This window comes from Halobacillus sp. H74, from assembly GCF_052246715.1.
GTDB lineage: Bacteria > Bacillota > Bacilli > Bacillales > Halobacillaceae > Halobacillus > Halobacillus litoralis_A.
Genome location: NZ_JBQQCI010000005.1, coordinates 268,914 through 292,484, shown reverse-complemented (window position 1 = coordinate 292,484; position 23,571 = coordinate 268,914). Strand labels below are relative to the sequence as shown.

20 protein-coding genes are annotated in these 23,571 nt (G+C 43.5%); 4 read left to right on the top strand and 16 right to left on the bottom strand.

Annotated elements, in window-relative coordinates; genetic code table 11:
* Positions 1-18 precede the first annotated feature (18 nt).
* From ACTWPX_RS13785 to ACTWPX_RS13755, 7 genes are all read right to left on the bottom strand, one after another.
* Entirely contained in the window at positions 19-1,002 is a 984-nt protein-coding gene (locus ACTWPX_RS13785; RefSeq protein ID WP_128526523.1) for an alpha-ketoacid dehydrogenase subunit beta, read from the bottom strand.
* Positions 1,003-1,017: 15 nt separating this feature from the next.
* The gene (locus tag ACTWPX_RS13780; protein WP_443120246.1) at positions 1,018-2,010 is read right to left on the bottom strand and encodes a thiamine pyrophosphate-dependent dehydrogenase E1 component subunit alpha; all 993 of its coding nucleotides are present in this window, start codon (positions 2,008-2,010) and stop codon (positions 1,018-1,020) included.
* A gap of 20 nt (positions 2,011-2,030) precedes the next feature.
* A complete protein-coding gene (gene lpdA, locus ACTWPX_RS13775) occupies positions 2,031-3,452 on the bottom strand; it encodes a dihydrolipoyl dehydrogenase (RefSeq protein WP_443120245.1) in 1,422 nt (473 codons plus the stop codon).
* 14 nt (positions 3,453-3,466) lie between these two features.
* Positions 3,467-4,552 (bottom strand): butyrate kinase, encoded by a 1,086-nt coding sequence (gene buk / locus ACTWPX_RS13770; RefSeq protein ID WP_443120244.1) that lies wholly within the window; start codon positions 4,550-4,552, stop codon positions 3,467-3,469.
* A 15-nt stretch (positions 4,553-4,567) separates the two neighbouring features.
* Complete coding sequence (gene bcd / locus ACTWPX_RS13765; RefSeq protein WP_443120243.1) at positions 4,568-5,671, bottom strand: branched-chain amino acid dehydrogenase; 1,104 nt, start codon at positions 5,669-5,671, stop codon at positions 4,568-4,570.
* Positions 5,672-5,686: 15 nt separating this feature from the next.
* Entirely contained in the window at positions 5,687-6,586 is a 900-nt protein-coding gene (gene yqiS / locus ACTWPX_RS13760) for a phosphate butyryltransferase (RefSeq protein ID WP_443120242.1), read from the bottom strand.
* A gap of 102 nt (positions 6,587-6,688) precedes the next feature.
* Positions 6,689-8,764, bottom strand: coding sequence for a sigma 54-interacting transcriptional regulator (locus ACTWPX_RS13755; RefSeq protein ID WP_443120241.1), 2,076 nt, complete (start codon positions 8,762-8,764; stop codon positions 6,689-6,691).
* Between the two features lie 133 nt (positions 8,765-8,897).
* Here ACTWPX_RS13755 and ACTWPX_RS13750 point away from each other — a divergent pair, with 133 nt between their 5' ends.
* Genes ACTWPX_RS13750 through ACTWPX_RS13740 form a run of 3 tightly spaced genes read left to right on the top strand, consistent with a single transcriptional unit; the run spans position 8,898 to position 11,811 of the window.
* Complete coding sequence (locus ACTWPX_RS13750) at positions 8,898-9,143, top strand: DUF2627 domain-containing protein (protein ID WP_443120240.1); 246 nt, start codon at positions 8,898-8,900, stop codon at positions 9,141-9,143.
* A gap of 14 nt (positions 9,144-9,157) precedes the next feature.
* Positions 9,158-11,065, top strand: coding sequence for a DUF294 nucleotidyltransferase-like domain-containing protein (locus ACTWPX_RS13745; RefSeq protein WP_443120239.1), 1,908 nt, complete (start codon positions 9,158-9,160; stop codon positions 11,063-11,065).
* Positions 11,065-11,811 carry a 3'-5' exonuclease gene (locus tag ACTWPX_RS13740; protein WP_443120238.1) on the top strand — a complete coding sequence of 249 codons (747 nt, stop codon included), beginning with the start codon at positions 11,065-11,067 and terminating at the stop codon, positions 11,809-11,811. Before ACTWPX_RS13745 ends, ACTWPX_RS13740 begins: the two co-directional genes overlap by 1 nt.
* Before the next feature lie 58 nt (positions 11,812-11,869).
* Here the strand turns inward: ACTWPX_RS13740 and ACTWPX_RS13735 are convergent, their stop codons facing one another.
* Positions 11,870-13,222, bottom strand: a complete 1,353-nt coding sequence (locus tag ACTWPX_RS13735; protein ID WP_443120237.1) for an aspartate kinase — start codon at positions 13,220-13,222, stop codon at positions 11,870-11,872.
* A gap of 205 nt (positions 13,223-13,427) precedes the next feature.
* On the opposite strand from ACTWPX_RS13735, the gene ACTWPX_RS13730 reads away from it, so the two are divergent.
* Entirely contained in the window at positions 13,428-13,700 is a 273-nt protein-coding gene (locus ACTWPX_RS13730; RefSeq protein ID WP_443120236.1) for a hypothetical protein, read from the top strand.
* Positions 13,701-13,766: 66 nt separating this feature from the next.
* On the opposite strand, the gene spo0A is transcribed toward ACTWPX_RS13730, so the two are convergent.
* The 8 genes from spo0A to ACTWPX_RS13690 all read right to left on the bottom strand — a co-directional run bounded on the left by spo0A (position 13,767) and on the right by ACTWPX_RS13690 (position 23,571).
* Positions 13,767-14,546 carry a sporulation transcription factor Spo0A gene (gene spo0A, locus ACTWPX_RS13725; protein ID WP_443120235.1) on the bottom strand — a complete coding sequence of 260 codons (780 nt, stop codon included), beginning with the start codon at positions 14,544-14,546 and terminating at the stop codon, positions 13,767-13,769.
* A 255-nt stretch (positions 14,547-14,801) separates the two neighbouring features.
* Positions 14,802-16,049 carry a SpoIVB peptidase gene (spoIVB, locus tag ACTWPX_RS13720; protein ID WP_443120234.1) on the bottom strand — a complete coding sequence of 416 codons (1,248 nt, stop codon included), beginning with the start codon at positions 16,047-16,049 and terminating at the stop codon, positions 14,802-14,804.
* Between the two features lie 340 nt (positions 16,050-16,389).
* A complete protein-coding gene (gene recN / locus ACTWPX_RS13715) occupies positions 16,390-18,114 on the bottom strand; it encodes a DNA repair protein RecN (protein WP_443120233.1) in 1,725 nt (574 codons plus the stop codon).
* Between the two features lie 17 nt (positions 18,115-18,131).
* Entirely contained in the window at positions 18,132-18,581 is a 450-nt protein-coding gene (gene ahrC, locus ACTWPX_RS13710) for a transcriptional regulator AhrC/ArgR (protein WP_128526508.1), read from the bottom strand.
* A 63-nt stretch (positions 18,582-18,644) separates the two neighbouring features.
* Complete coding sequence (locus ACTWPX_RS13705; protein ID WP_443120232.1) at positions 18,645-19,469, bottom strand: TlyA family RNA methyltransferase; 825 nt, start codon at positions 19,467-19,469, stop codon at positions 18,645-18,647.
* 5 nt (positions 19,470-19,474) lie between these two features.
* Positions 19,475-21,367: a 1-deoxy-D-xylulose-5-phosphate synthase gene (gene dxs, locus ACTWPX_RS13700; RefSeq protein WP_443120231.1), complete on the bottom strand. Its 1,893-nt coding sequence runs from the start codon at positions 21,365-21,367 to the stop codon at positions 19,475-19,477.
* Positions 21,368-21,385: 18 nt separating this feature from the next.
* The gene (locus ACTWPX_RS13695) at positions 21,386-21,985 is read right to left on the bottom strand and encodes a hypothetical protein (protein WP_128526505.1); all 600 of its coding nucleotides are present in this window, start codon (positions 21,983-21,985) and stop codon (positions 21,386-21,388) included.
* Between the two features lie 707 nt (positions 21,986-22,692).
* Complete coding sequence (locus ACTWPX_RS13690) at positions 22,693-23,571, bottom strand: polyprenyl synthetase family protein (protein WP_241655890.1); 879 nt, start codon at positions 23,569-23,571, stop codon at positions 22,693-22,695.

Genomic DNA, 23,571 nt, shown 5'->3' with positions numbered 1-23,571 from the left:
CAGGAATTCCTCCTTTGATTAAAATTCCGCAAGATCGCGCATCGCTTTTTCAACTTTATCTGGATTCATCATAAAGTATTTCTCCATCGTCGGCGCGTATGGCATTGATGGCACATCAGGTCCTGCCAGACGTTGAACAGGTGCATCAAGATCGAATAAGCAGTTTTCACTGATGATCGCAGAAACTTCTGAAATAATGCCGCCTTCTTTATTGTCTTCTGTAACGAGCAATACCTTACCCGTTTTTGAAGCCGCTTCAATGATCCCTTCTTTATCTAACGGGTATACAGTTCGAAGGTCGAGGATGTGTGCATCTATGCCTTCTTCAGCAAGCTTCTCTGCCGCCTGGAGGGCAAAATGGACACAAAGACCATAAGTGATAACCGTAATATCTGAACCTTCCCGTTTGACATCCGCCTTTCCGATCGGCAATGTATAATCCTCATCTGGCACTTCACCTTTAATCAGACGATAGGCACGCTTATGTTCGAAAAACAGGACAGGGTCGTTATCGCGTATGGATGCTTTCAATAATCCCTTGACATCATACGGAGTTGACGGCATGACGATTTTCAAGCCTGGCTGATTAGCGAACACCGCTTCGACGGACTGAGAATGGTATAAGGCACCGTGGACTCCCCCGCCATAAGGAGCACGAATGGTAAGCGGGGCACTCCAGTCATTATTCGAACGATAACGAATTTTCGCAGCCTCTGAGATGATTTGGTTAACCGCAGGCATGATGAAGTCTGCGAACTGCATTTCCGCCACAGGACGCATGCCATACATAGCTGCACCTATTCCAACGCCGGCTATAGCTGATTCAGCAAGCGGAGTATCTAACACACGATCTTCACCGAATTCATCGTAAAGGCCGTCGGTTGCACGGAATACCCCTCCGCGTTTTCCGACATCTTCACCAAGTACGAAAACCTTTTCATCCCGCTGCATTTCTTCTTTCAACGCTTGAGTTACGGCTTGAATATATGAAATAACTGCCATAGTTTCTCCCCCTCCTTACTCTTCGTACACATATTTCAGTGCAGATTCAGCTTCCGCATATGCAGCATCCTCTGCATAATCAGTCGCTTCATTGACGATTTGATTAATTTCGTCATTCATCGCTGTTTCTTTTTCTTCTGTCAAGATGCCTTGCTCACGTAAGTAGTTGGCAAATGTAACGATCGAGTCTTTCTTCTTCGCTTCGTCGACTTCTTCACGTTCACGGTAAGTACGATCATCATCGTCACTGGAGTGAGGTGTAAGTCGATAAGAAACGGTTTCAATCAAAGTCGGTCCTTCACCGTTACGCCCGCGATCAGCTGCTGCTTTGACTGCTTCATAGACAGCTAGTGGATCATTTCCGTCTACCGTATAACCCGGCATACCGTACCCGATTGCACGGTCAGAGACTTTTTCACATGCAAGTTGCTTTGATACAGGTATTGAAATCGCATATTTATTGTTTTCTACCATGAAAATGACCGGAAGCTTGTGCACGCCTGCAAAGTTTGCGCCTTCGTGGAAGTCTCCCTGATTAGAAGATCCTTCTCCGAAAGTGACAAGAGAAACGAAATCTTTTTTCTCCATTTTCCCTGCCAAGGCGATACCGACCGCATGCGGAACTTGTGTGGTAACAGGTGAAGAACCTGTTACGATACGATTTTTCTTCTGCCCGAAGTGCCCTGGCATTTGACGACCACCAGAGTTCGGGTCTTCGGATTTTGCAAACCCGGACAACATCAGATCTTGTGGTGTCATACCGAAAGAAAGAACGACTCCCATGTCCCTGTAATAAGGCAGTGCGTAGTCTTTCTCGCGATCGAGGGCATAAGATGCACCCACTTGCGCCGCCTCTTGTCCTTGACATGAGATGACGAATGGAATTTTACCTGCTCGGTTTAACAGCCACATCCGTTCGTCGATTCTCCTTGCTAGTAACATCGTGCGAAACATATCTAACACTTGTACATCACTTAAACCTAAAGATTTATGGCGATTTTCAGCCATGTGATTCCCTCCTTTGTTCTTTAACCGTGGATTTGGTTGCCATCAACAGCCATTGCCGCTTCGCCGATTGCCTCTGCAAGTGTCGGGTGCGGGTGGATGCTTTCTGCAATTTCCCATGGAGTAGCATCCAATACTTTTGCAAGCCCTGCTTCTGAAATCATATCTGTGACATGAGGACCGACCATATGGACACCTAACAGATCGTCTGTTTCTTTGTCAGCGACAATCTTTACGAAGCCATCTGTCTCCCCGTATACGAGTGCTTTGCCGATTGCCTTGAATGGAAACTTCCCAACCTTGACTTCAAAACCTTTTTCTTTAGCCCCTGTCTCTGTCAAGCCGACGCTTGCCACTTCAGGATTGGAATAAATACATGTCGGCACTTGTTCCGGGTTCATCGGGTGAGGGGAACCATCTGCCATATGTTCAACGGCAATCATCCCTTCATGTGAAGCGACATGAGCAAGCTGCATTCCTCCGATGACATCACCGATCGCATAAATGTGACTCTCTTTCGTCTGGTAAAAATTGTTCGTCTGGATGACCCCATTCTCAACGACTATATCTGTGTTTTCAAGACCGATATTCTTTACATTCGCAGAGCGACCAACAGACACAAGCATACGGTCTGCCTGATAGGTCGTCGTTTCTCCACCGACATCGGCTTTTATGGTGACCCCTTTCCCTTTTTCAAGGGTGTCGGCCATCACTTTTGCATCAGTAACGATGTTCACGCCTTTATTCTTCATTTGCTTCAACATTTCCTTAGAGACATCCTCGTCCTCTGTAGGTAAAATGTGCGGTAAGTATTCAAGAACAGTAACCTCAATACCAAAGTCAGCAAGCATTGATGCCCATTCGATTCCGATGACACCTCCGCCTACGATAACAATGGAAGATGGCAGTTCCTCCATATAAAGAGCTTCATCAGATGTCATAACTAATTCGCCATCGACTTCAAGTCCTGGGAGTGATTTCGGGCTGGACCCTGTTGCAACCAGCACGTTTTTAGGAATCAGCATTTCGTTTTCTTCACCGTTGTTCATTTCAACAGAAATTGTTCCCGCGGTCGGTGAAAAAATCGACGGACCCAAAATACGTCCAAACCCTTCATAAATGTCGATCTTGCCTTTTTTCATCAGTCCTTGAACACCTTTATGTAATGTGTCCACGATGGATTGTTTCCGTTCTTGCACTTTAGTGAAATTCAATGTCGGCGATTCCGTGCTCACACCAAACGCATCGGCTTCCTTCGTTTGTCGGAAAACCTCCGCACTCCGGAGTAATGCTTTAGATGGGATGCATCCGCGATGCAGACACGTCCCGCCTAATTCCCGCTCCTCAACGATTGCTGTTTTAAGTCCAAGTTTCGAAGCTCGAATAGCAGCTACATAGCCACCAGTTCCGCCTCCGAGGACCACTAAATCGTATTCTTGTGCCATTTGGACTCTCCTTCCTATTCTGCAAAATTAGGATATTGTTTCGGTGCTTCTTCATTATTCAGCACACGCAATGTTCCCTCATTCAATGCTTCTAATTCATTTTCACCCGGGTAGACAAGGACATCTGCGATCCAATGGATCCTCTTAGAAATTTCTTCTACGAATCCTTTACCGTAAGCCAGTCCACCTGTCAATGCCACTGCATCGACCCTTCCTTCCAAAACAGCACTCATGCTGCCGATTTCCTTGGCGATTTGGTAAGCCATCGCATCAAAGACGACTTTCGCTTTCCGATCACCATTTTCCACCATTTGTTCGACTTCGCGAGCATCATTGGTATGTAAATACGCCATGAGCCCGCCCTGACCGACCAATTTCTTCATGACTTCATCACGATAGTATTGTCCAGAGAAACAGAGGGATACAAGATCCCCTGCTGGAACAGTTCCCGCACGTTCTGGTGAAAATGGACCGTCACCATGGAGGCCATTATTCACATCGATGACACGTCCATCTGCATGCGCTCCGACTGTAATCCCCCCGCCCATGTGAGTGACGATCAACCGCGCGTCTTTGTAGGGCTTCTGTAAATCAGCAGCAGCTCTGCGTGCAACAGCCTTTTGATTCAGTGCATGAAAAATACTTTTTCGCGGAATTTCTGGCACACCTGATACCCGGGCAAGCTCCTGCAGTTCATCTACGACGACCGGGTCGACGATATAAGCTCCGATATTCAATCCTTTGGCAATCTCATGTGCAATGATTCCACCCAGATTGGAAGCATGTTCACCATTGTAACCATTTTTCAAATCTTCAAGCATCGCTTCGTTCACTTCATAAGTGCCGCCTTCTATCGGACGCAGAAGCCCGCCTCGTCCACATACAGCACTCAGCTTGCTGATGTTGATCCCCTCTTGATCAAGTTCATTCAGAATGACTTGTTTTCTGAATTCATATTGATCGATGATTCGTTTGTACTGATTGATTTCTTCCGCATTGTGACGGATTGTCTTTTCAAAAACCACTTCCACATCATCAAAGACTCCTATTTTCGTTGATGTGGACCCAGGATTGATGACAAGGATTCGATGTGTTTGCAATTCCCTAAACCCCCGTTATCCGTTCTGTTTTCTGCTCAAGATATGATGGCCATTCTGTAAAAACTGGCTGCGAGAACGGCGCATGCGCTCAATGCGTTCCTCTGCCATTCGGTCTGCCGCTGCGTAAGTTGGAAGATCATCACGGCGTGAAATATCAAATACGCGAGAGACATTATCGTAAATCGTTTCGACACGTTTCATCGCACGGTCTTTATTATAGCCATGAAGCTCATCGGCTACGTTAATGACTCCACCTGCGTTAAGAACATAATCTGGTGTATAAACGATGCCTTTTTTATGAAGGATGTCGCCATGTTTTGTATCTTTAAGCTGATTGTTTGCAGCACCAGCTATAACTTTCGCTTTTAATTGAGGAATTGTTTCGTCATTGATTGTCGCACCAAGGGCGCAAGGTGCATAAATATCACAATCAACACTGTAAATATCATCAGGGTCTACAGCTCTTGCTCCAAATTCTTCGACCGCACGTTGAACAGCTTCTTTGTTGATGTCTGTGACGATCAAATTCGCCCCTTCTTCATGCAAGTGCCGGCACAGAGTGAAAGCCACATTTCCGACACCTTGAACAGCTACGGTTTTTCCTTCTAGGGAATCAGAACCGAACCCTTCTTTCGCTGCTGCTTTCATGCCGCGATAAACCCCATAAGCTGTAACGGGTGAAGGGTTACCAGAAGAACCGAAAGCCGGAGAAATCCCTGTCACGTAATCAGTTTCTTCATGGATCAAGTCCATATCCTGAACTGTTGTCCCTACATCCTCTGCAGTGATGTAACGGCCATTCAACCCTTGAATATAACGACCGAATGCACGGAACATTTCTTCATTCTTATCCTGCTTCGGATCTCCGATGATAACAGTCTTTCCTCCTCCAAGGTTCAAACCTGCTGCTGCGTTCTTATAGGTCATCCCTTTGGCGAGACGCAATGCATCTTCAACGGCATGGTCTTCTGATGCGTAAGTCCACATCCGTGTTCCACCCAATGCAGGCCCTAATGTTGTATCATGAATCGCGATAATCGCTTTCAACCCTGATTGTTCATCTTGACAAAATACCAATTGCTCGTAATCGTATTCTTGCATATAACTAAAAATTTCCATGATGAATCCTCCTCTTTAATGACTGGCTTTAAGAGCTAAAGCCAATGAATTTATTTTGCTTTCTGCATCATCAGCACGAGACGTTAAAACGATCGGTGCTTTCGCTCCGCTTATCACGGCAGCTACTTCAGCATTGGCAAAATACATGAATGATTTATATAAGGCGTTGGCTACTTCAATCGTTGGTACTGCAAGTATGTCTGCTTGTCCAGCAACTTCCGACTCTACCCCTTTTTGCTTTGCAGCCTTCAGATCGACCGCGTTATCAAAAGCTAGTGGCCCATCGACAATACAATCCTTGATTTGGCCCCGCCTATTCATTTGAGTGAGTATTGCTGCGTCATGTGTCGTCGGCATTGCCGGGTTGACGACTTCAACAGCTGCCAATGAGGCAACTTTAGGTTTTTCCCATCCTGCCTGCCTGGCAACTTCGACCGCATTATTAATGATTTGTACTTTTTCTTCTAATGTTGGGGCGATGTTCATAGCTGCATCTGTCAAGAAAATCAATTTCTCACGCCCAGGTATTTCAAACAAGGATACATGGGATAAGACATTCCCTTTGCGTAAACCATACTGTTTATCCAGCACCGCTTTCAACAACGATTTCGTATCGATATTGCCTTTCATGAGTACATGTGCTTCTTCGTCATGCACCGATTTCACGGCAATAGAGGCACTCTCTTCTTTTGAGGCTTGGATTACATGGATCCCCTCTTGGTGTAAATCTAAGCCGATCGCCGAAGCTGAATGGCTTATTTCAATCTCTTCACCGACAAGGATGAAATTCGCCAGGTTCGTTTCGCGCGCTTTTTTGACGGCTTTCAAGACTTCTTCATCTACTGCTTGAGCGACAGCGACCGTTTTAAGGTTCGTACGATCGACGCCTTCAATTAAATCGTCTAATGATTTCATGTTGTCACCTCTTCCCACTGTTATACTTGCAAGTTTCATGCCAACTAACCTTTTCTAGAAAACACTATAATAAAGGCTTGTTCAACATTGCAAACATTTGCATTATGAAAAATTTTGCATGCTGTTTTTGTCCAAATGATATTTTTCCAATTTATAATACAAATTCCTAATGGAGATCCCTAATGCTTTCGCTGTTTGCGTTTTGTTGTAATTATGAGACCGGTAAGCGTCTGCGAGTAATTTCTTCTCATATTCATCAACTGCTTGTTGCAAAGTTTCTCCTAGCCAAGGCGTGTCTTTTTCCTGATTAGCTGCATCTGTTGCTGCTTTTTTCAAATGAGGAAGGTGCCCTGGTAATATGGTATCTTCTACGTTCTCCATGTAGATCATTGCCCGTCCGATGATATTCTCTAACTCACGGACATTACCAGGCCAATCGTAGTCCTTCAACTGTTGGAATGCTTGATCATTGACTGAAATGACATGGCGCCCATAATCTTCATTCAGTTTCTGAATCAAGTGCTCTGTCAGCAGATGGACGTCTCCTCTCCGCTCCCTGAGAGGCGGGATATAAATTGGCAGCCGGTTTAAACGGTAATACAAGTCTTCTCTGAACTTTTTGTTCATTATTGCCTTTTCTAAATTTATATTCGTTGCAGCTATTACGCGAACATCCACGTGGACCGGTTTTGTGCCCCCCACCCGCATAATTTCATTTTCTTGTAATACGCGTAGGAGCTTAGCCTGCATTGGTAAAGTCAGTTCTCCGATTTCGTCAAGAAAAATGCTGCCATAATTGCCCTCTTCAAACAGTCCCTTTTTCCCGCCCCGCTTCGCTCCGGAGAAAGCACCTTCTTCATAACCGAAAAGTTCACTCTCCAGAAGTGATTCCGCAATGGCTGCGCAATTGACACGGATAAACTTATTATGGCGCCGCTTACTTTCGTTATGAATCGCATGGGCGAAAAGTTCTTTCCCTGTCCCTGACTCTCCGCGGAGAAGAACGGTCGCCGGCGTACGTGCACCGACTTTGGCCTGCTCTAAAGCAAGGGTCATTTCCGGTGAGTCACCAATGATATCATCAAAGGTGTATTTCGCTTCCAGGCTTCGGATGATTTGACGGGCACGCTTCAATTCACTCGTTAATGATTGAATTTCCGAGACATCATGAAGGACCCCGACACTCCCCTTCAGTTTTCCATCTACAATCACGGGAGCAACATTGACGAGGACATCTTTCTTCGACGGCCCAACTTTCATTCTCACCCCACGCACCGGTCTTCTTGTGCGCAGTACTTTCATGTGCATGCTTTCCCCTTCAGAGATATCAACCGTAGCAGGCTCCCCTACGATTTCACTCTCTGATAAACCGGTAATTCTTGTATAAGCAGGATTTATCATTAAACCGCTTCCATTTTCATCAACTACAGAAATCGCCTCATCTGATGAATGAATGATGGCTTCAAGCATTGTTTTAACTTCTTTCAAGTCCGTGATTTCCTCTGCTAAATTGACAACTTCTGTGATGTCTTTAAAAACAGCATAGGCTCCAATGACTTTTTGATCTTGTCCAATCATCGGTATCCTCGTAGTAATTACCTTTTTTCCATTATCCAATTCGAGCTTTTGGTTGACTTCTTTTTTTCGTGAGGTCAATATCTGCGGCAGTCTCGATGCAGGGATGATCTCATTGATCGGTTCACCGATCATCGAAGATCTTTTCCTGCTTAAAATCCGTTCGGCACTGCGATTGAGAAAAGAAACCTTTCCCTCCTCTGTAATGACAATCATACCGTCGTGGATACTGTTCAGAATGAGATGTTGATTCTCTGCCTGCTGCTTCAGTTCTTGGACTAGTGATTCTTTTTCTTCCAGCAGCTCAGCGGTTACATATGCAACCGATCCAGGAATAACGACGGTTGATCGATGACGAGTCTCCCTGATTGCATTGAATACTTCCTCTTCCCCTGTCGCTTCAATAATGATATCAATGTCTTTATGTATCCAATCTTTCCAATTCCGATCTGTCGGGATCCCATAACTTTTTGCGATAGATAGCCCAGCAGCCCCGGGGTTTATATCTGTGACAGCGACTATTTGCATACGGTCGATTTCATTCAGCAATTTCAACAGGGCGGTTCCACCTTTCCCTGCACCGACAATCAACACACGTTTCATTTCATCACACCCTGCAATATTTTGCGCATCTTCATCCTATACTATTCTGCATGATTTAGCAAGTGTATGAATGTTCCCTATAGACGCTGCATTTGATATACTAATCATTGATTGAAAAAAAGGAGTTACGAATATGCGATTAATTGCTTTATTACTATTAGTCACCCCGGGGCTCATCGCCGTTTATGGGATAAAGTTGATCCGTGATGCCCTATTTGGTGAATTCCACGAAGTTTTTTTTCACATCGCCGTTCAAGGGATCCTCGGAATATTGTTCGTGGTCGGCGGAATCGCGTTCATCGGTGGATTCATATTACATAGAGACCGGAAGAGGAATTTGACAAAGGGGCGTTTTAAACAAAATGACCACCCGGAATGAAGGAGTTTTGCTGTGTGACAGAGTTTGAGTTATTCAGAAAGCAGTACCCATTCGATTTACTTTCTGATGAAGAGTTTGAAGAAGTATTCGGTGACGCTGTTGTAAAGGAATACGGGACAAATGAGTTCATCATCCACGAAGATGAGAATGATGACATGATCGATATCCACTTCATGGTGTCGGGATTAGCAAAGAACATCATGCACAGATCCAATGGCCGCCAATTATCGGTAAGGTTTTATTACCCTGGTGACCTGGTCGGTGTCATGATTCTCCTGACTAGTGGTGAAATGAGATTTTCTGTACAAGCCTTAGAACCCATCAAAACCGTGCGTTTTAACAGAGAAGCTTTTTTGAAAATAATGTCCAACAATAACCTTTTCTCAAAGGTGGTTATGGACGGCATCAGCCATTTAATGAAAAGTTTATATGATGAAGTGAAATATAAAAGCTCCACCACAGATGAACAGGATGATCGTGAACTATATAAAAAGCGTGCTGACGCTTATATGGAGCCGCCGACATTTATTCATCCAGAAGCCTCAATTGAAAAAGCAGCTCGTATGCTGCAGCAACAAAAGATTGAGGCGCTTATCGTCAGTGAAGATCAGCAAACGATGCTCGGGATGATCGGATACGGTGAAATTTTGCGGGCTTATTTTGAAAACGACCATAACAACCCGGTCAAAGCGTATATGGCCGAGGAAGCCTATGAAATCAATGAGCAAGAGTTCATTTATGATGCCCTCAGTTACTTAAAGCACCATCCAACTGAAATCATCCCTGTTCTACACAAAGACAAAATTGTAGGGATATTAAGGCAGTCCTCCTTTTTCACGATTAAGAATTCCGTTTACTTTGATTTGACCTATAAAATTTCAAATGCTACCAACATCGATGAAATCAAACCTTTGTCACCGATCCATAACACCAGGTTCCAGCAGTTCATAGCGAGCTTGATCAAGGATCATATGTTTGCCTACGACATCGCGGAACTGATGACGAATTACAATGACCGGATTCATAAGCAAGTCGTCCAGATTGCAGAAGATGAGATGATCAAAGATGGCTATGGCGTACCTCCGATCAACTATTGTTTTTTGGTAATGGGCAGTGAAGGCCGTAAAGAGCAGGCATTCTCCACTGACCAGGACAATGCAATGATCCTTGCCGATTATGAAGGGTCTAAAAATAAAGCGAAAATTGAACAATTCTTTTCTATTTTTACAAAAAAGATCAACGATATGCTTGATGAATGCGGCTTTCCTTACTGCACAGGAGGCATCATGGCAAAAGAAGAAAAATGGCGGCAACAGACAACGGAGTGGCATGAAAGCATCGATCGCTGGATCCGAAAAATGGATGCTGAAGAAATACGTGACTTTACCATTTTCATGGACTTCCGCCCGATCTTCGGAGATTACTCCCTGGCATACGACTTAAAAAAACACGTGACTAAACGGGTACAAAAGTCTCTGAACCTTCATCAGCTCCTGATGAAAGATACATTACGCTTCCGTGTGCCAGTCCAGCCGTTTGGACGTATCTCCGGAATCGGAAAAAAACGTACACTCAATTTGAAGAAATCTGCAATCATGCAAATCGTCAATGCCATCCGTATTTACAGTATGAAATATGGCATCGAAGAGATCAATACTGTCAACCGCCTTGACGCACTAGCTGAGCAAGAACGTTTTCACCCACGAGATGTCGAAAACGCTAAAACTGCTCTCCATCGCTTGATGCTGTTCCGACTGAAAGCAAACTTAGAGCAGTTAGAAGAAAACGAGCCATTATCCAATGACTTAAAACTCATCCCTCTCAAAAAAGAAGAACGACGATCATTGAGGGAATCCTTGGTCATTGCTAAACGCCTGCAGCAAGTCCTGGAATTGAGCTACAACCGAAATCGGGTGGTATGATGTTACCAGTAGACTTACAAATCATAAAATACCTTCTCTTCGAAAAGCCGATGTACCATTACAAAATCAAGCCTTATTTGAAATGGAATACTTATCATAAGCTTGAAGAACAGCTGAGTAATTATGAAAAAGATTCACGACTTGATGAACAACCATTGAAAAACTTGGACTATACTATTTTTGATTTGGAAACGACTGGCTTCCTTCCTGAAATCGGCCATGAGATCATCTCCATTGGTGCGATACGGCTGCAAGGAATGAATGCTTGTCATAATGTGAAATTCCACCAAGTCATACAGCCGATCCGCCCGGTGAATAAACAAACACTGCGACTGACAGGCTTAACTAAAGAGCGTTTGAGAAATGCCAGCCCCTTCATTGAAGGGTTTCAAAACTTCATGGATTTCAGCGAAGGATCAGTACTGGTCGCCCACCCAGCAAAGTTCGATATGCGTTTTTTAAAAGCTATGCTCCGACGCTGGCATCTGCCTGACTACGATCCCCCTGTTATTGATTCTCAATTGATGGCCCAATGGCTTTTACCTGAAGTGAGACATCAATTGGATCCATTATTAAAATATGTCGGCATTGACAAGCGAGATCGCCACCATGCGCTGAACGATGCAATTATGACGGCTGAGCTATTCCGGTATCTCTTGAGGAAAACGACCGATCAAGGACTTCACACATTTGCAGAACTTCATAAAATTTTGGAACAGCAAAAAAAAGCGAAGCAGAAATCCTGACTGCTTCGCTTTTTGCATTTTGTTCGCATATAGTCTTATTCTTTTCATTCCTATACTCTCATTCAAAAAAAGTTCTGTATAAAGATTCTACCGCAATTGATAATTCTGAAGATTTGACTCCGAACATCATCGAGACTTCCGATGATCCCTGGTTAATCATCTCAATATTCACCCCTGCCTCACGGAAAGCACATGCGGCATTACTTGCTATGCCAACGGTCTGATTCATGCCTTCACCGACAATCATAATCATCGCCATGTCTCTTTCAATCATGACCATGTCCACTTCTAACTCTTCCTTGATCCGCTGAACTACAACCTGTTCTTTTTCTGGTGGCAACTGATGATCACGGATAATGACGGACATATCATCGATTCCAGAAGGTGCATGTTCAAAAGAAACCCCTTCATCTTCAAGGATATGCAGTAATTTTCTTCCGAAGCCAATCTCTCGGTTCATCAAAAATTTGCTTACATATAAGTTTAAGAATCCTTTGTCACTTGCAATGCCCACTACATGCGATTCTCGCTCCGGTAACTCAGCCACAATCATCGTCCCTTGAGCTGAAGGATTATTCGTGTTCTTGATACAGACCGGTATCTTTTCTTTAAATGCAGGAATTAACGCTTCATCATGGAAGACTGAAAATCCTGCATACGACAGTTCCCTCATCTCTCTATAGGTCAATGATGTCAGTTGTTTCGGTGATTCCACATACATCGGATTCACACAATAAACAGAGTCCACATCGGTAAAGTTCTCATACATATCCGCTTTCAATCCAGCTGCTACGATGGCACCTGTAATATCCGACCCACCCCTCGAGAAGGTAACCAACTGTCCTTCCGGGGTAAATCCGAAGAATCCTGGGATAACAAGAATTTCATTACGCTCTCTGAGCCCGTACAAGCGCTCAAAGCTCTCTTCAAGTACTATTGCTCCACCTGGTTGATCACAGACGAGGATACCCGCTTCTTTCGGGTTTACGTAAGAAGCTTGTAACCCGCTTTGCTGAAGATAGGAGCTGACAATCAACGCAGACCCATCTTCTCCACACGCCTTTAATGTATCCAAAGCATTGTTGCACTGTCCTTTCACTAAATCGATTGCCTGATCGATGCGATCCTTCACTGTTTCTAGGACCCCGATTGGCAGACCTAATTCTTCTGCCATTGTTCTGAAACGTTCAATGATTTTCATATAAGTCTCCATATCCATCGTACCGTCTGTGTGAATGGAGTCCCCTAATTGAATCAACAGATCCGTAACTTTAGTATCCTCACCCCTTCTTTTACCTGGTGCGGATACAACGACTACTCTTCGATTCTCATCTGCTTCAATAATGCTTCTCACTTTCGCCATTTGACTTGCATCGGCAAGTGAGCTGCCTCCAAATTTTACAACCTTCATATGTAAAACACCCCGCTAATGAACAAAGTTATTAATAATTAAGAATTGTATCACAAATCACACAAAAAAATGAACAACAAATATAAAAAAACATTTAAAAACGAAATTCCGACGTTATAGTGGGAATTTTTACATTAATTATGTATATCTATTACATCTTTTCTGCTTTTCCTTTAATATGGTAGGTGAAAGGAAGGATGGTACTATGGTTTTACGCAGAGATGGGTTCGGTGGATCAAGATTTTATCCTGAAAACGGTGAAATTACTGTCCTATGTACCTATATTAATACAGGTTACAGATATGTAATCATTCGATACTTGGACCTTCCTTTCAGTTACCGCCTCATAAACAGGGACGGCATACTCTTACTGGAAGAGCAGGTCTGTGAATTTCTGTTAAATGAAGTCACAAAAATCGATGAAGGATATTACGATGACCCTCAATTGGCCAAGAAAATCACAGCCCTTATGAAATAAAAGAAAGCACGAGAGTTCTGGACCCTCGCGCTTTCTGGAAATGTTTTATGATTCAACGAAATGCTATTAACTTGCTTTGTGCTCCAACCGTAAGCGATCTGCAACCATTGCAATGAATTCGCTGTTCGTCGGTTTCGCTTTCGTAGTTGAAATCGTATAACCGAATAAAGATGAAATCGCATCGATGTTCCCACGGTTCCAAGCTACTTCAATGGCGTGACGTATCGCTCGTTCCACCCTTGAAGCAGTAGTATTATATTTCGTTGCAATATCTGGATAGAGGACTTTTGTAATGGAACCCAGCAATTCAAGATCACGATAAACCATAGTGATTGCTTCACGTAAGTATTGATAACCTTTAATATGAGCTGGAACACCGACTTCGTGAATGATATGAGTGATACTTGTATCCAAATCAGGTTTTCTTGACTTCGTCGAAGTGTAGCTGTTTCCAAGGGCACGGTTGATTGGGTCACCTGCGTGTTTGATTTGACGTACCTGTTCTCCTAAATGGTCAAGATCAAATGGTTTCATCATGAAGTAAGCAGCTCCTAATTCCACCGCTTTCTTCGTCACTTCTTCCTGACCGAACGCTGTCAACATGATAACTTCCGGCTGCTTGTCCAAATCCTTCAACTTATTCAAAACTGCAAGGCCATCCAAATGAGGCATGATAATATCAAGAATCAATACATCAGGGTTCTTCTCTTCCACCATTTGCAAACAATCTTTCCCGTTATACGAAGTACCGACTACGTCAATGTCATGGGTATCACCAAAATATTCCTCAAGAAGCTTTACAAGCTCGCGGTTATCATCAGCCAAACATACCTTAATTTTTTCCATTTATCTTCCTCCTTACAAAATAGTCCTCTTTCTTACTGTAACTCATATATTCGACACAAAGGAAATTCATCCCTTTTTTATTATAACAAATAAAATCCAATATTTTATATTATCTCCAAAATGCTTTTAAATACTTTGAAAATCGCAGTAATTCGACAATATTTACTCCTTATTGTCGAAATTTGTCGAATGTATCCATGACTAAACCCTCAGTAATTTTCCCCCAAAAAAAGAAGAGCTCTTTTTTGAGCTCTTCTAACTTGCTTTTTGACCTTCTTTTGTCTCTGATAATTCAATCCCGGCTTCTTGTAGCATCCACTCGATGTGTACGCCATATCCACTAGTCGGATCATTGACGAAAACGTGAGTGACTGCACCGATTATTTTTCCATTTTGAATGATCGGACTGCCGCTCATACCTTGGACGATGCCGCCCGTTTTGGCGAGCAGTTCCTTGTCTGTAATTTTAACGATCATACCCTTAGTAACAGCAGATTTCTTCGGCATATTACTGACTATCTCTACGTCAAAACTTTGCATTTCTTCTCCATCTAAAACAGTCATGATTTTAGCAGGTCCTTCTTCTACTTGTTCAGCGAATCCAATCGGCAAACCATCTGGATAAGAGGAATTTTCCATATCTCCATCAAGTTTCCCAAAAATGCCGAATGGCGTATTCTTTGTGATATTACCTAATCGATCGTCTCTCATCGAAAATTTCGCTTTCTTTTCACCCGGAATTCCCTGGCTCCCTTTTTCTATTGAGGTGACATGAGACCTGACGATTGTACCTTCGTGAATTTCGATAGGTTTTTTCGTATCCATATCAGAAATGACATGTCCTAAAGCACCATATTTTTTACTTTCCGGATGAAAAAAGGTCATTGTTCCAATTCCCGCAGCCGAGTCACGGATATATAAACCAATTTGATATTCATCTTCCTGCGCATTGAATGCAGGTGTTAAAGATGTCTTAATAATTTCTTCGCCTCGCTTGATAGTCAAGTCAATGGCTTGCTCATCTTCTCCAGAGTCTTTGACAATGGATGAAAGTTCTTCCATACTATTGAGTTCTTTGCCGTTACCCTTCAGTAAGATATCACCGACTAGGACATTCGCTTCTTCTCCCGGGGAAGATTTCTCTTCTCCATTCACATTCACTAAATGATGTCCCACTACGAGTACACCCTTAGTATGCAGCTCGACGCCAACTGACTGCCCGCCTGGGACCAAACGAATATCTTTCATCGTTTTCAGTTCCGTTTTCTTCAGTGGAACCCCAGCGAATTCGTAAAACACTTGATGATCATCGGTCGAAGAAAAGGCAGTCAAAGCTTCTGAATCATCCCCGCCAGCATCTACTTCCTTATCTGCTGTAGCAGTGACCTTAACTTCTGTAGGGATGGACAGATATTTTTGCACAGGTGCTATCAAAGGTAAAATGAGCATGAACAGCAGGAGAACAGAACCACATATATATTTAAATGTTTTTTGATGAATCACGGGTTCACACTCCTTATCACTCCAGTACCATTTAAATGGCTTACTTATAATGTGGTCTTCAGGAGCCTTTTTTAAACGAGCATAATCACAGTAAATATAGTACCGATTCCCTTGACTTGAAACATTCTCCAACGTATATGAAAACATTGGATAATATTCAGGAATAGGAAGTGGCTGAAAAATGGAAGCAGCCTGCGAAAGCGGGTTTTTCTGAAGGTTGGGTTCATGAGAGGATTATTATTCTGCCTGATTTTGGATTAACCTTTTATAGAAGGGTAAAATAAATAAACGCATGGAACAGTTCCATGCGTTTATTTATTTTACCCTTAATTAAAAACTTTTATTTATTTTTATGTTTTCCTGCCATTACAAGCAATTCTTTTGCATGCTCGACTGTCGTTTCTGTCAACTCTGCACCTGTAATCATCCGTGAAATTTCGTCTGCTTTTTCCTCATCATTCAGTTCTGAAGCTGCGGTTTGAGTACGTTCATTATCTACGCGTTTTTCGATTCGTACATGTGTATCTGCCATAGCCGCTACTTGTGGCAAATGAGATATACAAAGAACTTGGGACCCTTCGGAGATGCCATGTATTTTTTCAGCAATCGCTTGAGCTACCCGCCCGCTGACACCAGTATCGACTTCGTCGAAAATTACACTGGTTACACCTTGATGGCGTGAAAAAATCCGTTTCAATGCGAGCATGATCCGTGACATTTCTCCACCGGAAGCCACTTTATGTAATTCTTTGAGTGGTTCACCCGGGTTAGTGGTAATTAAGAACTTAACGATATCGAATCCGTTTGGAAGCAGTTGTACTGGCTTGCCATCTAACGTAGGATCGGAGGATCGTCCTTCTTTCGTTTGAATATCAACAGCAAAAGATGCTTTTTCCAGGTAAAGGCCTCTTAACTCTTCATGTATATAGTCGGAAAGTGTCGCGGCTGTATGCGTGCGGATATCATGCATAGTCTTAGCTTCCAACACAGCATCCTGCGCCAATTCATGGATTTCATTCTCCATTTTATTTAAGTGTGAATCCTTATTGCGAATTTCATCGATTTCTTCCTCGATCTTCGAGGCATATTGCAACATGTCATCAACTTTGGCACCATACTTTTTCTTTAAACGGTTCAGTTCATCAAGTCGTGACTCAATTGAGTTTAATCGCTCCGGATCGAATTCAAGCTCAGCCATTTGATTGCTCAGTTGAAAAGTCATTTCCTCAATCAAATAATAAGAGTTCGAAAGTTCTTCGGACAATTTCGCTAACTGTTCATCGACATCCGCTGTGCTTTCAAGCGATGTCATTGCATGACTGAGCCAGTCCAAACCCCTCTGCTCACCATATAATGAATAGTACGCATCATGGATACCTTGGTAGATCTTTTCATAATTCATAAGTTTACTTCGTTCTTCTTCTAACTGTTCGTCCTCTAAAGGCTGCAATTCAGCTTCTTGCAGTTCACGAAGTTGAAACTCCAAAAGGTCCAAGCGTTGAGCCATCTCCTGCTCATTTTCACTTAATTCTTTATAGCGTTTCACTAAGCTGCGATATTTATCATAGACACGGCGGTACTCCTCGAAGGAAGGCTTTAAATCACTGCTGGAGAAAACATCCAGTAACTCGATATGCCGGTCAGGGTCCATCAATGACTGGGTTTCATGTTGACTATGGATGTCGATGAGTGTTCTTCCGAATTCCTTCATTATGCCAAGAGTGACAAGTTTGCCATTAACCCGGCAAATGCTTTTTCCTTGATGGGTAATCGTTCTTTGCAGAACTACCATTCCGTCCTCATCGATGTCCACTCCGAACTCTGCTCCCGTTTTATAAATCGGGTGATCCGGATCGATCGTAAACAACCCTTCAATTTCGGCTTTTTTTGTTCCATGACGAACAAATTCGACGGATCCCCGTCCTCCAGCCAGCAATTGGATTGCATCGATGATTATCGACTTTCCTGCACCGGTCTCCCCTGTCAAGACGGTCAACCCTTCTTTGAACGTGATTGAAATTCGATCAATAATTGCAAAATCACGAATAGACAATTCTGTCAGCATGAAACTAACCACCTCAGTTATAGCATATTTAGCAATTGGTCACTAATCGTTTCTGTCTGTTCTTCACTCCGGCAAATAATCAAGCATGTATCATCACCACAAATTGTGCCCATGATTTCATCCCACTCCAGGTTGTCCACTAATGCACCGACGGCGTTGGCGTTTCCCGGTAAAGTCTTCAAAATGATGAAGTGACCTGCCCTGTCAATACTGACAAATGCATCCATCATCAAACGCTTCAACTTCTCAAAAGGGTTAAAGCGCTGATCCGCAGGAAGGCTGTACTTATAGCGTCCATCCATCATTGGCACTTTGACAAGATGCAGTTCTTTTATGTCACGGGAAACTGTAGCCTGAGTGACATTATATCCCATACCCTTCAATCGATCGACTAATTCATCTTGAGTTTCAATATCGTCGTTCGTTATGAGTTCCCTGATTTTGATATGCCGTTGTCCTTTATTCATGACCATCCTCCGTTTCAAGTCCTTCCATAAGAAAAGGGCCTCTTAACAGCCCTTTTACATACATTATGCGTTTTTGCTGTGCGCATCATGCGCTTCGGCTATCACCGCCCCGATATCGACGCCATCCATTATATTTCCTCTTTTTTCGCCAGTCAGACGAAGGTGTACAAGAAACTCTATGTTTCCGTCCCCTCCGGTAATTGGAGAAAAAGTAAGTCCATAAACAGAATAGCCATGATCTACAGCAAAATCAAGAATCGTTTCAACGACCTGCCTATGAATACGCGGGTCCTTGACAATTCCTTTCTTACCAACCTGCTCACGACCGGCTTCGAACTGGGGTTTTATTAAAGCGACGACATCTCCCTGTTCTTCCAGGATTGTCGCAAGCACCGGCAAGATGATGCGTAACGATATGAAAGAAACATCGATTGAAGCGAATTGTGGACTTCCTGCTGTTAAATCTTCTTTCGTAACGTAACGGAAATTCGTCCGCTCCATCACAATGACTTGCTCATGATTACGCAACGTCCAGTCTAACTGATTGTACCCCACATCAATGGCATAGCTTAATTTCACACCATTTTGTAACCCACAATCCGTAAAACCGCCTGTTGAAGATCCGATATCGATCATCAGTTTGTCCTCTACACTAAGATTGAATTCCTTCAAGGCCTTTTCGAGCTTCAGTCCACCCCTGCTGACATAAGGAATCGCTTTTCCTTTGACAGTCAGCTCAACATCTTCCTCTACCTTCTGACCCGGCTTATCCAACCGGACCTGGTCGTGAAAAACTAAGCCCGCCATGATAGACCTTTTCGCTTTTTCCCGTGTTTCTATATAACCTTTTTCCACTAATAAAACATCTAATCTGACTTTTCTGCTCATATCAATTAAGCCCTTTGCCTCTTAGTCGGTGTCATTTCTTTCAAATAGTGAACCATATTTTCAGCTGTCAAACCGATTTCTTCCCAAAGCTTAGGTACACTGCCATGTTCAATGAATCGGTCAGGAATCCCCATGCGTTTCACCCACTGGGAGGTATAGCTGTTTTCTTCAGCAAATTCCAAGACACTTGAGCCAAAACCACCTTGTAATACAGCTTCTTCCACTGTCAAAATTGGAAGGCCTTCTTTCATAATATCGTGCAACATGCTATCATCCAATGGTTTAATGAAGCGTGCATTTACGACCCGGACAGAACGTCCCTCTTTTTCCATGCGCTCACTGGCTTCCAATGCCATGTCAATGGTAGTACCGAATGTCAAAACAACAGCATCGGAACCTTCTTTGAGCACGTCCCAGCTTCCGATGGGAATCGTTTGTAGTTTCTGATCTGTCTCGACACCTTTTGCGTTTCCGCGCGGGTAGCGGATGGCGAATGGACCATCATCATACTGTGTTGCTGTGTGTACAAGATGCTGCGCCTCATTTTCATCCTTCGGCATTGAGATGATCATATTGGGTACGGATCTTAAAAACGCTACATCAAAAACTCCCTGATGGGTCTCCCCATCCGCACCGACGAGACCCGCACGATCGATACCGAATGTGACATTCAATTTTTGCCTGGCGACATCGTGGATCACTTGATCATACCCCCGTTGTAAAAACGTGGAATAGATGGCTAAAAACGGTTTCATCCCTTGGGTAGCTAAACCTGCAGACAAAGTGGTCGCATGCTGTTCTGCGATTCCCACATCATACAAACGATCCGGGAACTCTTCCCCGAACTTCTCTAACTTCGAGCCGAGAATCATAGCAGGTGTAACAGCTACAATCCGATCATCCTGACGCGCCTCCACTCTTAAGGCATCACTGATGACAGAACTCCATGCAGGTGGAGCATCCGCTGGTTTAATCTTTTCTCCAGACTCGATCTTATAAGGTCCTACTCCATGCCATTTATCCTTCACATCGGTTTCGGCTGGGTGGTATCCTTTTCCTTTTTTAGTCATGACGTGGACGATTACCGGCCCGTCCGTCTTTTTCGCATAGTTCAAGTTCTCAATCAAATCATTGAAATCGTGGCCATCAACCGGACCGTAATAGGTGAACCCAAGTTCTTCGAAAAACATACCCGGCACAACAAAATACTTCATGCTATCTTTCAGACGCTCAGCCGCTTGAGCAATTTTGCCTCCGATTGCCGGTATTTTTTTCAATAACCATTCAAGATCATCTTTCGCCCTGTTGTATTTTCCTGCGCTTCTCATACGTCCGAGTGCTCCGTGCAGTGCTCCCACGTTTTTAGCAATTGACATTTCATTATCATTGAGGATAACGGTTACATTTTTTTTCTCATGTCCGATGTGGTTGAGTGCTTCTAAAGCCATTCCACCTGTCAAAGCACCATCACCGATAATCGGTAAAATCGAATGATCTTCTTTCTTCAAATCACGGGCGATAGCCATTCCCATCGCAGCTGACAGGGATGTTGAACTATGTCCTGTTTCCCAAATATCATGTTCACTTTCATCCCGTTTCGGGAATCCGCACAAACCCTGGTATTGGCGTAGCGTATCGAATTTACCACCGCGGCCCGTCAAAATTTTATGAATATAGGATTGATGTCCGACATCCCATAAAAGTCGGTCTTCCGGGCTCTTGTACACTTTGTGCAAGGCCAATGTAAGTTCCACTACACCAAGGTTCGCACCTAAGTGTCCGCCTGTCGTAGCTAAATTTTCAATAAGAAACTGTCTCGTTTCCTCAGCAAAGTCTTCCAGTTGATTCATATTCATGTCCTTCAGTATCGAAGGGTCTTTGATTTTACACAGATCCATTAAAGGACCCCCTTGTAGTTATCTTGATTTTTTTGTGGATGTCGCGGCACTTGTTACTATTCTTACTTTCAGCCTTTTTTCTAACCATGAGATTACTTTAGCGGCAAAAAAGATGATTTTCGTTGATGAATGAATAGCAAAATATTTCCCGAGCGCTTTCCCTCCGACCGTCAAAGCGGCCACAATACTTGTCAGGGCTACAGAAATGACGATTTGAACGGTAGAACCGTCACTGTAACCGAAACTGTTGGCCAGCTGAATGACGACGACTGCAGAAGCCGTCCCACTTACTATACCAGATATATCCCCGATAACGTCGTTACAGAAACTTGCGAATCGGTCTGCATTTCTGACAATAGCAATCGCTTCCTTGGCACCAGGCACTTTTTCAGATGCCATCGCATGAAACGGCTTCTCTTGAGCAGCCGTAGCCGCAATACCGAGCATGTCAAAAACCACACCTGTAAAAACGATGATGAATACAATGACGAGGCCGAAAATCCAAATGACTCCGCTCAATACGGAAGAAGATATAACTGAAAAAATAGCCGCTAACACAAATGTGATAACGGCAATACTTAAACTGAATTGTACAGCTCTTTTTAATTTATTATCCATTCTTTACCTCTATATCTTAAAATTAAGGAATGTATGTATTCGAAAGGAATGGTCATGGAACAAGTAAAAATTGCGGCTTAGGTCTAGTAGGTTTTCCCAATCGAGTACCGAGTGTCACCACTCTGGCGGTTCCCCTTTAAACTCGACTCAACTCCGTTTCCGAAAGTTGGACTAGATTGCCACTTAGTCCACACTATAATTCTTATTCCATGTCCATTTCTGAACAGTCTAGGGGATTTCCCCGACAGCCTTTAACCGTTCCTTAGCCTCTTTTGCAGTATTGATTTCATATAGTTTACGCACCAGCACCTCAGTGGCCATCTGAAGCTGCTTGGTGTTCAATGACTATAATCCCCTCAAAAACCACTCAAGGCAGGCTACGCTGCGCATATAGATGTTACTCCATATGCTGCAGGTTCATACCCCATTTCATAACGGTATCTGGCTCAGATACCATCACAAGAATGGGCCTCCGCGGAAGCAGGGTCAACGCCCACATGCCTTTGTGGATCGCCCTGCGACCTTAACTCCCAGCATCGACCCAAGGCTGGGCGCCTCAAGCCAACACAAGGAACTTCATCGATATGCCCTTTGGCGGATTTTTAGGCCCGCCTTCAGAAACGGAGGGCCGACTAGAATACTGCACCATTCCTTTTGTAATCCTAATATATCATATTATAATGTCGTCCTCAATCGAAACATTCTAATCAGTAATCACGGCTGCTGAGATAATCGATTAATGCAGAAAGATAAGTCCCTTCGACCCCGGCATTTTTCAAAGATTCCTGGGCCGTCAAGACATATTTCTCTTTTTGTTTCTTAGCTCCCTCCACTCCCAGCAGTTGCGGATAGGTACTCTTCAGGTTGTCTTCGTCACTTCCAATCGGCTTACCGATTTTATCTGCATCTCCGGTAACATCAAGAATATCATCCTGGATTTGAAAAATGAGCCCAATTGCTTCCGCCATTTTGGTGATTTCTTCTTTTGAATCACCTGCAGCTTTACCAAGGTACGCTCCAGCTATAATGGAGAAGCGTAATAATTGGCCTGTTTTATTCTTATGAATGCTTTCCAGCTGTTCCAGGGAAACTTTTTTATTTTCGCTCAGCATATCCTGCATTTGCCCTTCGACCATTCCTGTCGCCCCACTCGCCTTAGAGAGTTCGCGAATCAAATATACCCGCTCATGAGCATCAAGACTGGAATCCTCTGCAATTATTTGGGAGCTCAATGTCAATAATGCATCACCAGCTAAAATGGCCGTCGCCTCATCGAACTGCTTATGACTTGTAGGCATGCCTCTTCGCATATCGTCGTTATCCATTGCTGGCAAATCATCATGGATAAGTGAATACGTGTGAATCATTTCAAGACTGGAAGCCACCCCTATTGCTTTTTGCTCATCAGCACCAAAAGCTTCCGCCGTAGCCATAAGTAAAATCGGCCGAAGTCGTTTACCTCCCGCTTCGATAGAATACATCATGGCATCCTGGATTCTTCCGGGTACGGAATAATCCCGCACATAGAGTTTCAGCTGTTCATTAATTAATCGGCGTTTTTGGTTCAAATATTCCGATAATTGCAC

Excerpts from the sequence above, each read along its gene's own strand:
- ACTWPX_RS13785 (WP_128526523.1), bottom strand. The coding sequence starts at position 1,002 with ATGGCAGTTATTTCATATATTCAAGCCGTAACTCAAGCGTTGAAAGAA.
- ACTWPX_RS13780 (WP_443120246.1), bottom strand. The coding sequence starts at position 2,010 with ATGGCTGAAAATCGCCATAAATCTTTAGGTTTAAGTGATGTACAAGTG.
- lpdA (WP_443120245.1), bottom strand. The coding sequence starts at position 3,452 with ATGGCACAAGAATACGATTTAGTGGTCCTCGGAGGCGGAACTGGTGGC.
- bcd (WP_443120243.1), bottom strand. The coding sequence starts at position 5,671 with ATGGAAATTTTTAGTTATATGCAAGAATACGATTACGAGCAATTGGTA.
- yqiS (WP_443120242.1), bottom strand. The coding sequence starts at position 6,586 with ATGAAATCATTAGACGATTTAATTGAAGGCGTCGATCGTACGAACCTT.
- ACTWPX_RS13755 (WP_443120241.1), bottom strand. The coding sequence starts at position 8,764 with ATGAAACGTGTGTTGATTGTCGGTGCAGGGAAAGGTGGAACCGCCCTG.
- ACTWPX_RS13750 (WP_443120240.1), top strand. The coding sequence starts at position 8,898 with ATGCGATTAATTGCTTTATTACTATTAGTCACCCCGGGGCTCATCGCC.
- ACTWPX_RS13740 (WP_443120238.1), top strand. The coding sequence starts at position 11,065 with ATGTTACCAGTAGACTTACAAATCATAAAATACCTTCTCTTCGAAAAG.
- ACTWPX_RS13735 (WP_443120237.1), bottom strand. The coding sequence starts at position 13,222 with ATGAAGGTTGTAAAATTTGGAGGCAGCTCACTTGCCGATGCAAGTCAA.
- ACTWPX_RS13730 (WP_443120236.1), top strand. The coding sequence starts at position 13,428 with ATGGTTTTACGCAGAGATGGGTTCGGTGGATCAAGATTTTATCCTGAA.
- spo0A (WP_443120235.1), bottom strand. The coding sequence starts at position 14,546 with ATGGAAAAAATTAAGGTATGTTTGGCTGATGATAACCGCGAGCTTGTA.
- recN (WP_443120233.1), bottom strand. The coding sequence starts at position 18,114 with ATGCTGACAGAATTGTCTATTCGTGATTTTGCAATTATTGATCGAATT.
- ahrC (WP_128526508.1), bottom strand. The coding sequence starts at position 18,581 with ATGAATAAAGGACAACGGCATATCAAAATCAGGGAACTCATAACGAAC.
- ACTWPX_RS13705 (WP_443120232.1), bottom strand. The coding sequence starts at position 19,469 with ATGAGCAGAAAAGTCAGATTAGATGTTTTATTAGTGGAAAAAGGTTAT.
- dxs (WP_443120231.1), bottom strand. The coding sequence starts at position 21,367 with ATGGATCTGTGTAAAATCAAAGACCCTTCGATACTGAAGGACATGAAT.
- ACTWPX_RS13695 (WP_128526505.1), bottom strand. The coding sequence starts at position 21,985 with ATGGATAATAAATTAAAAAGAGCTGTACAATTCAGTTTAAGTATTGCC.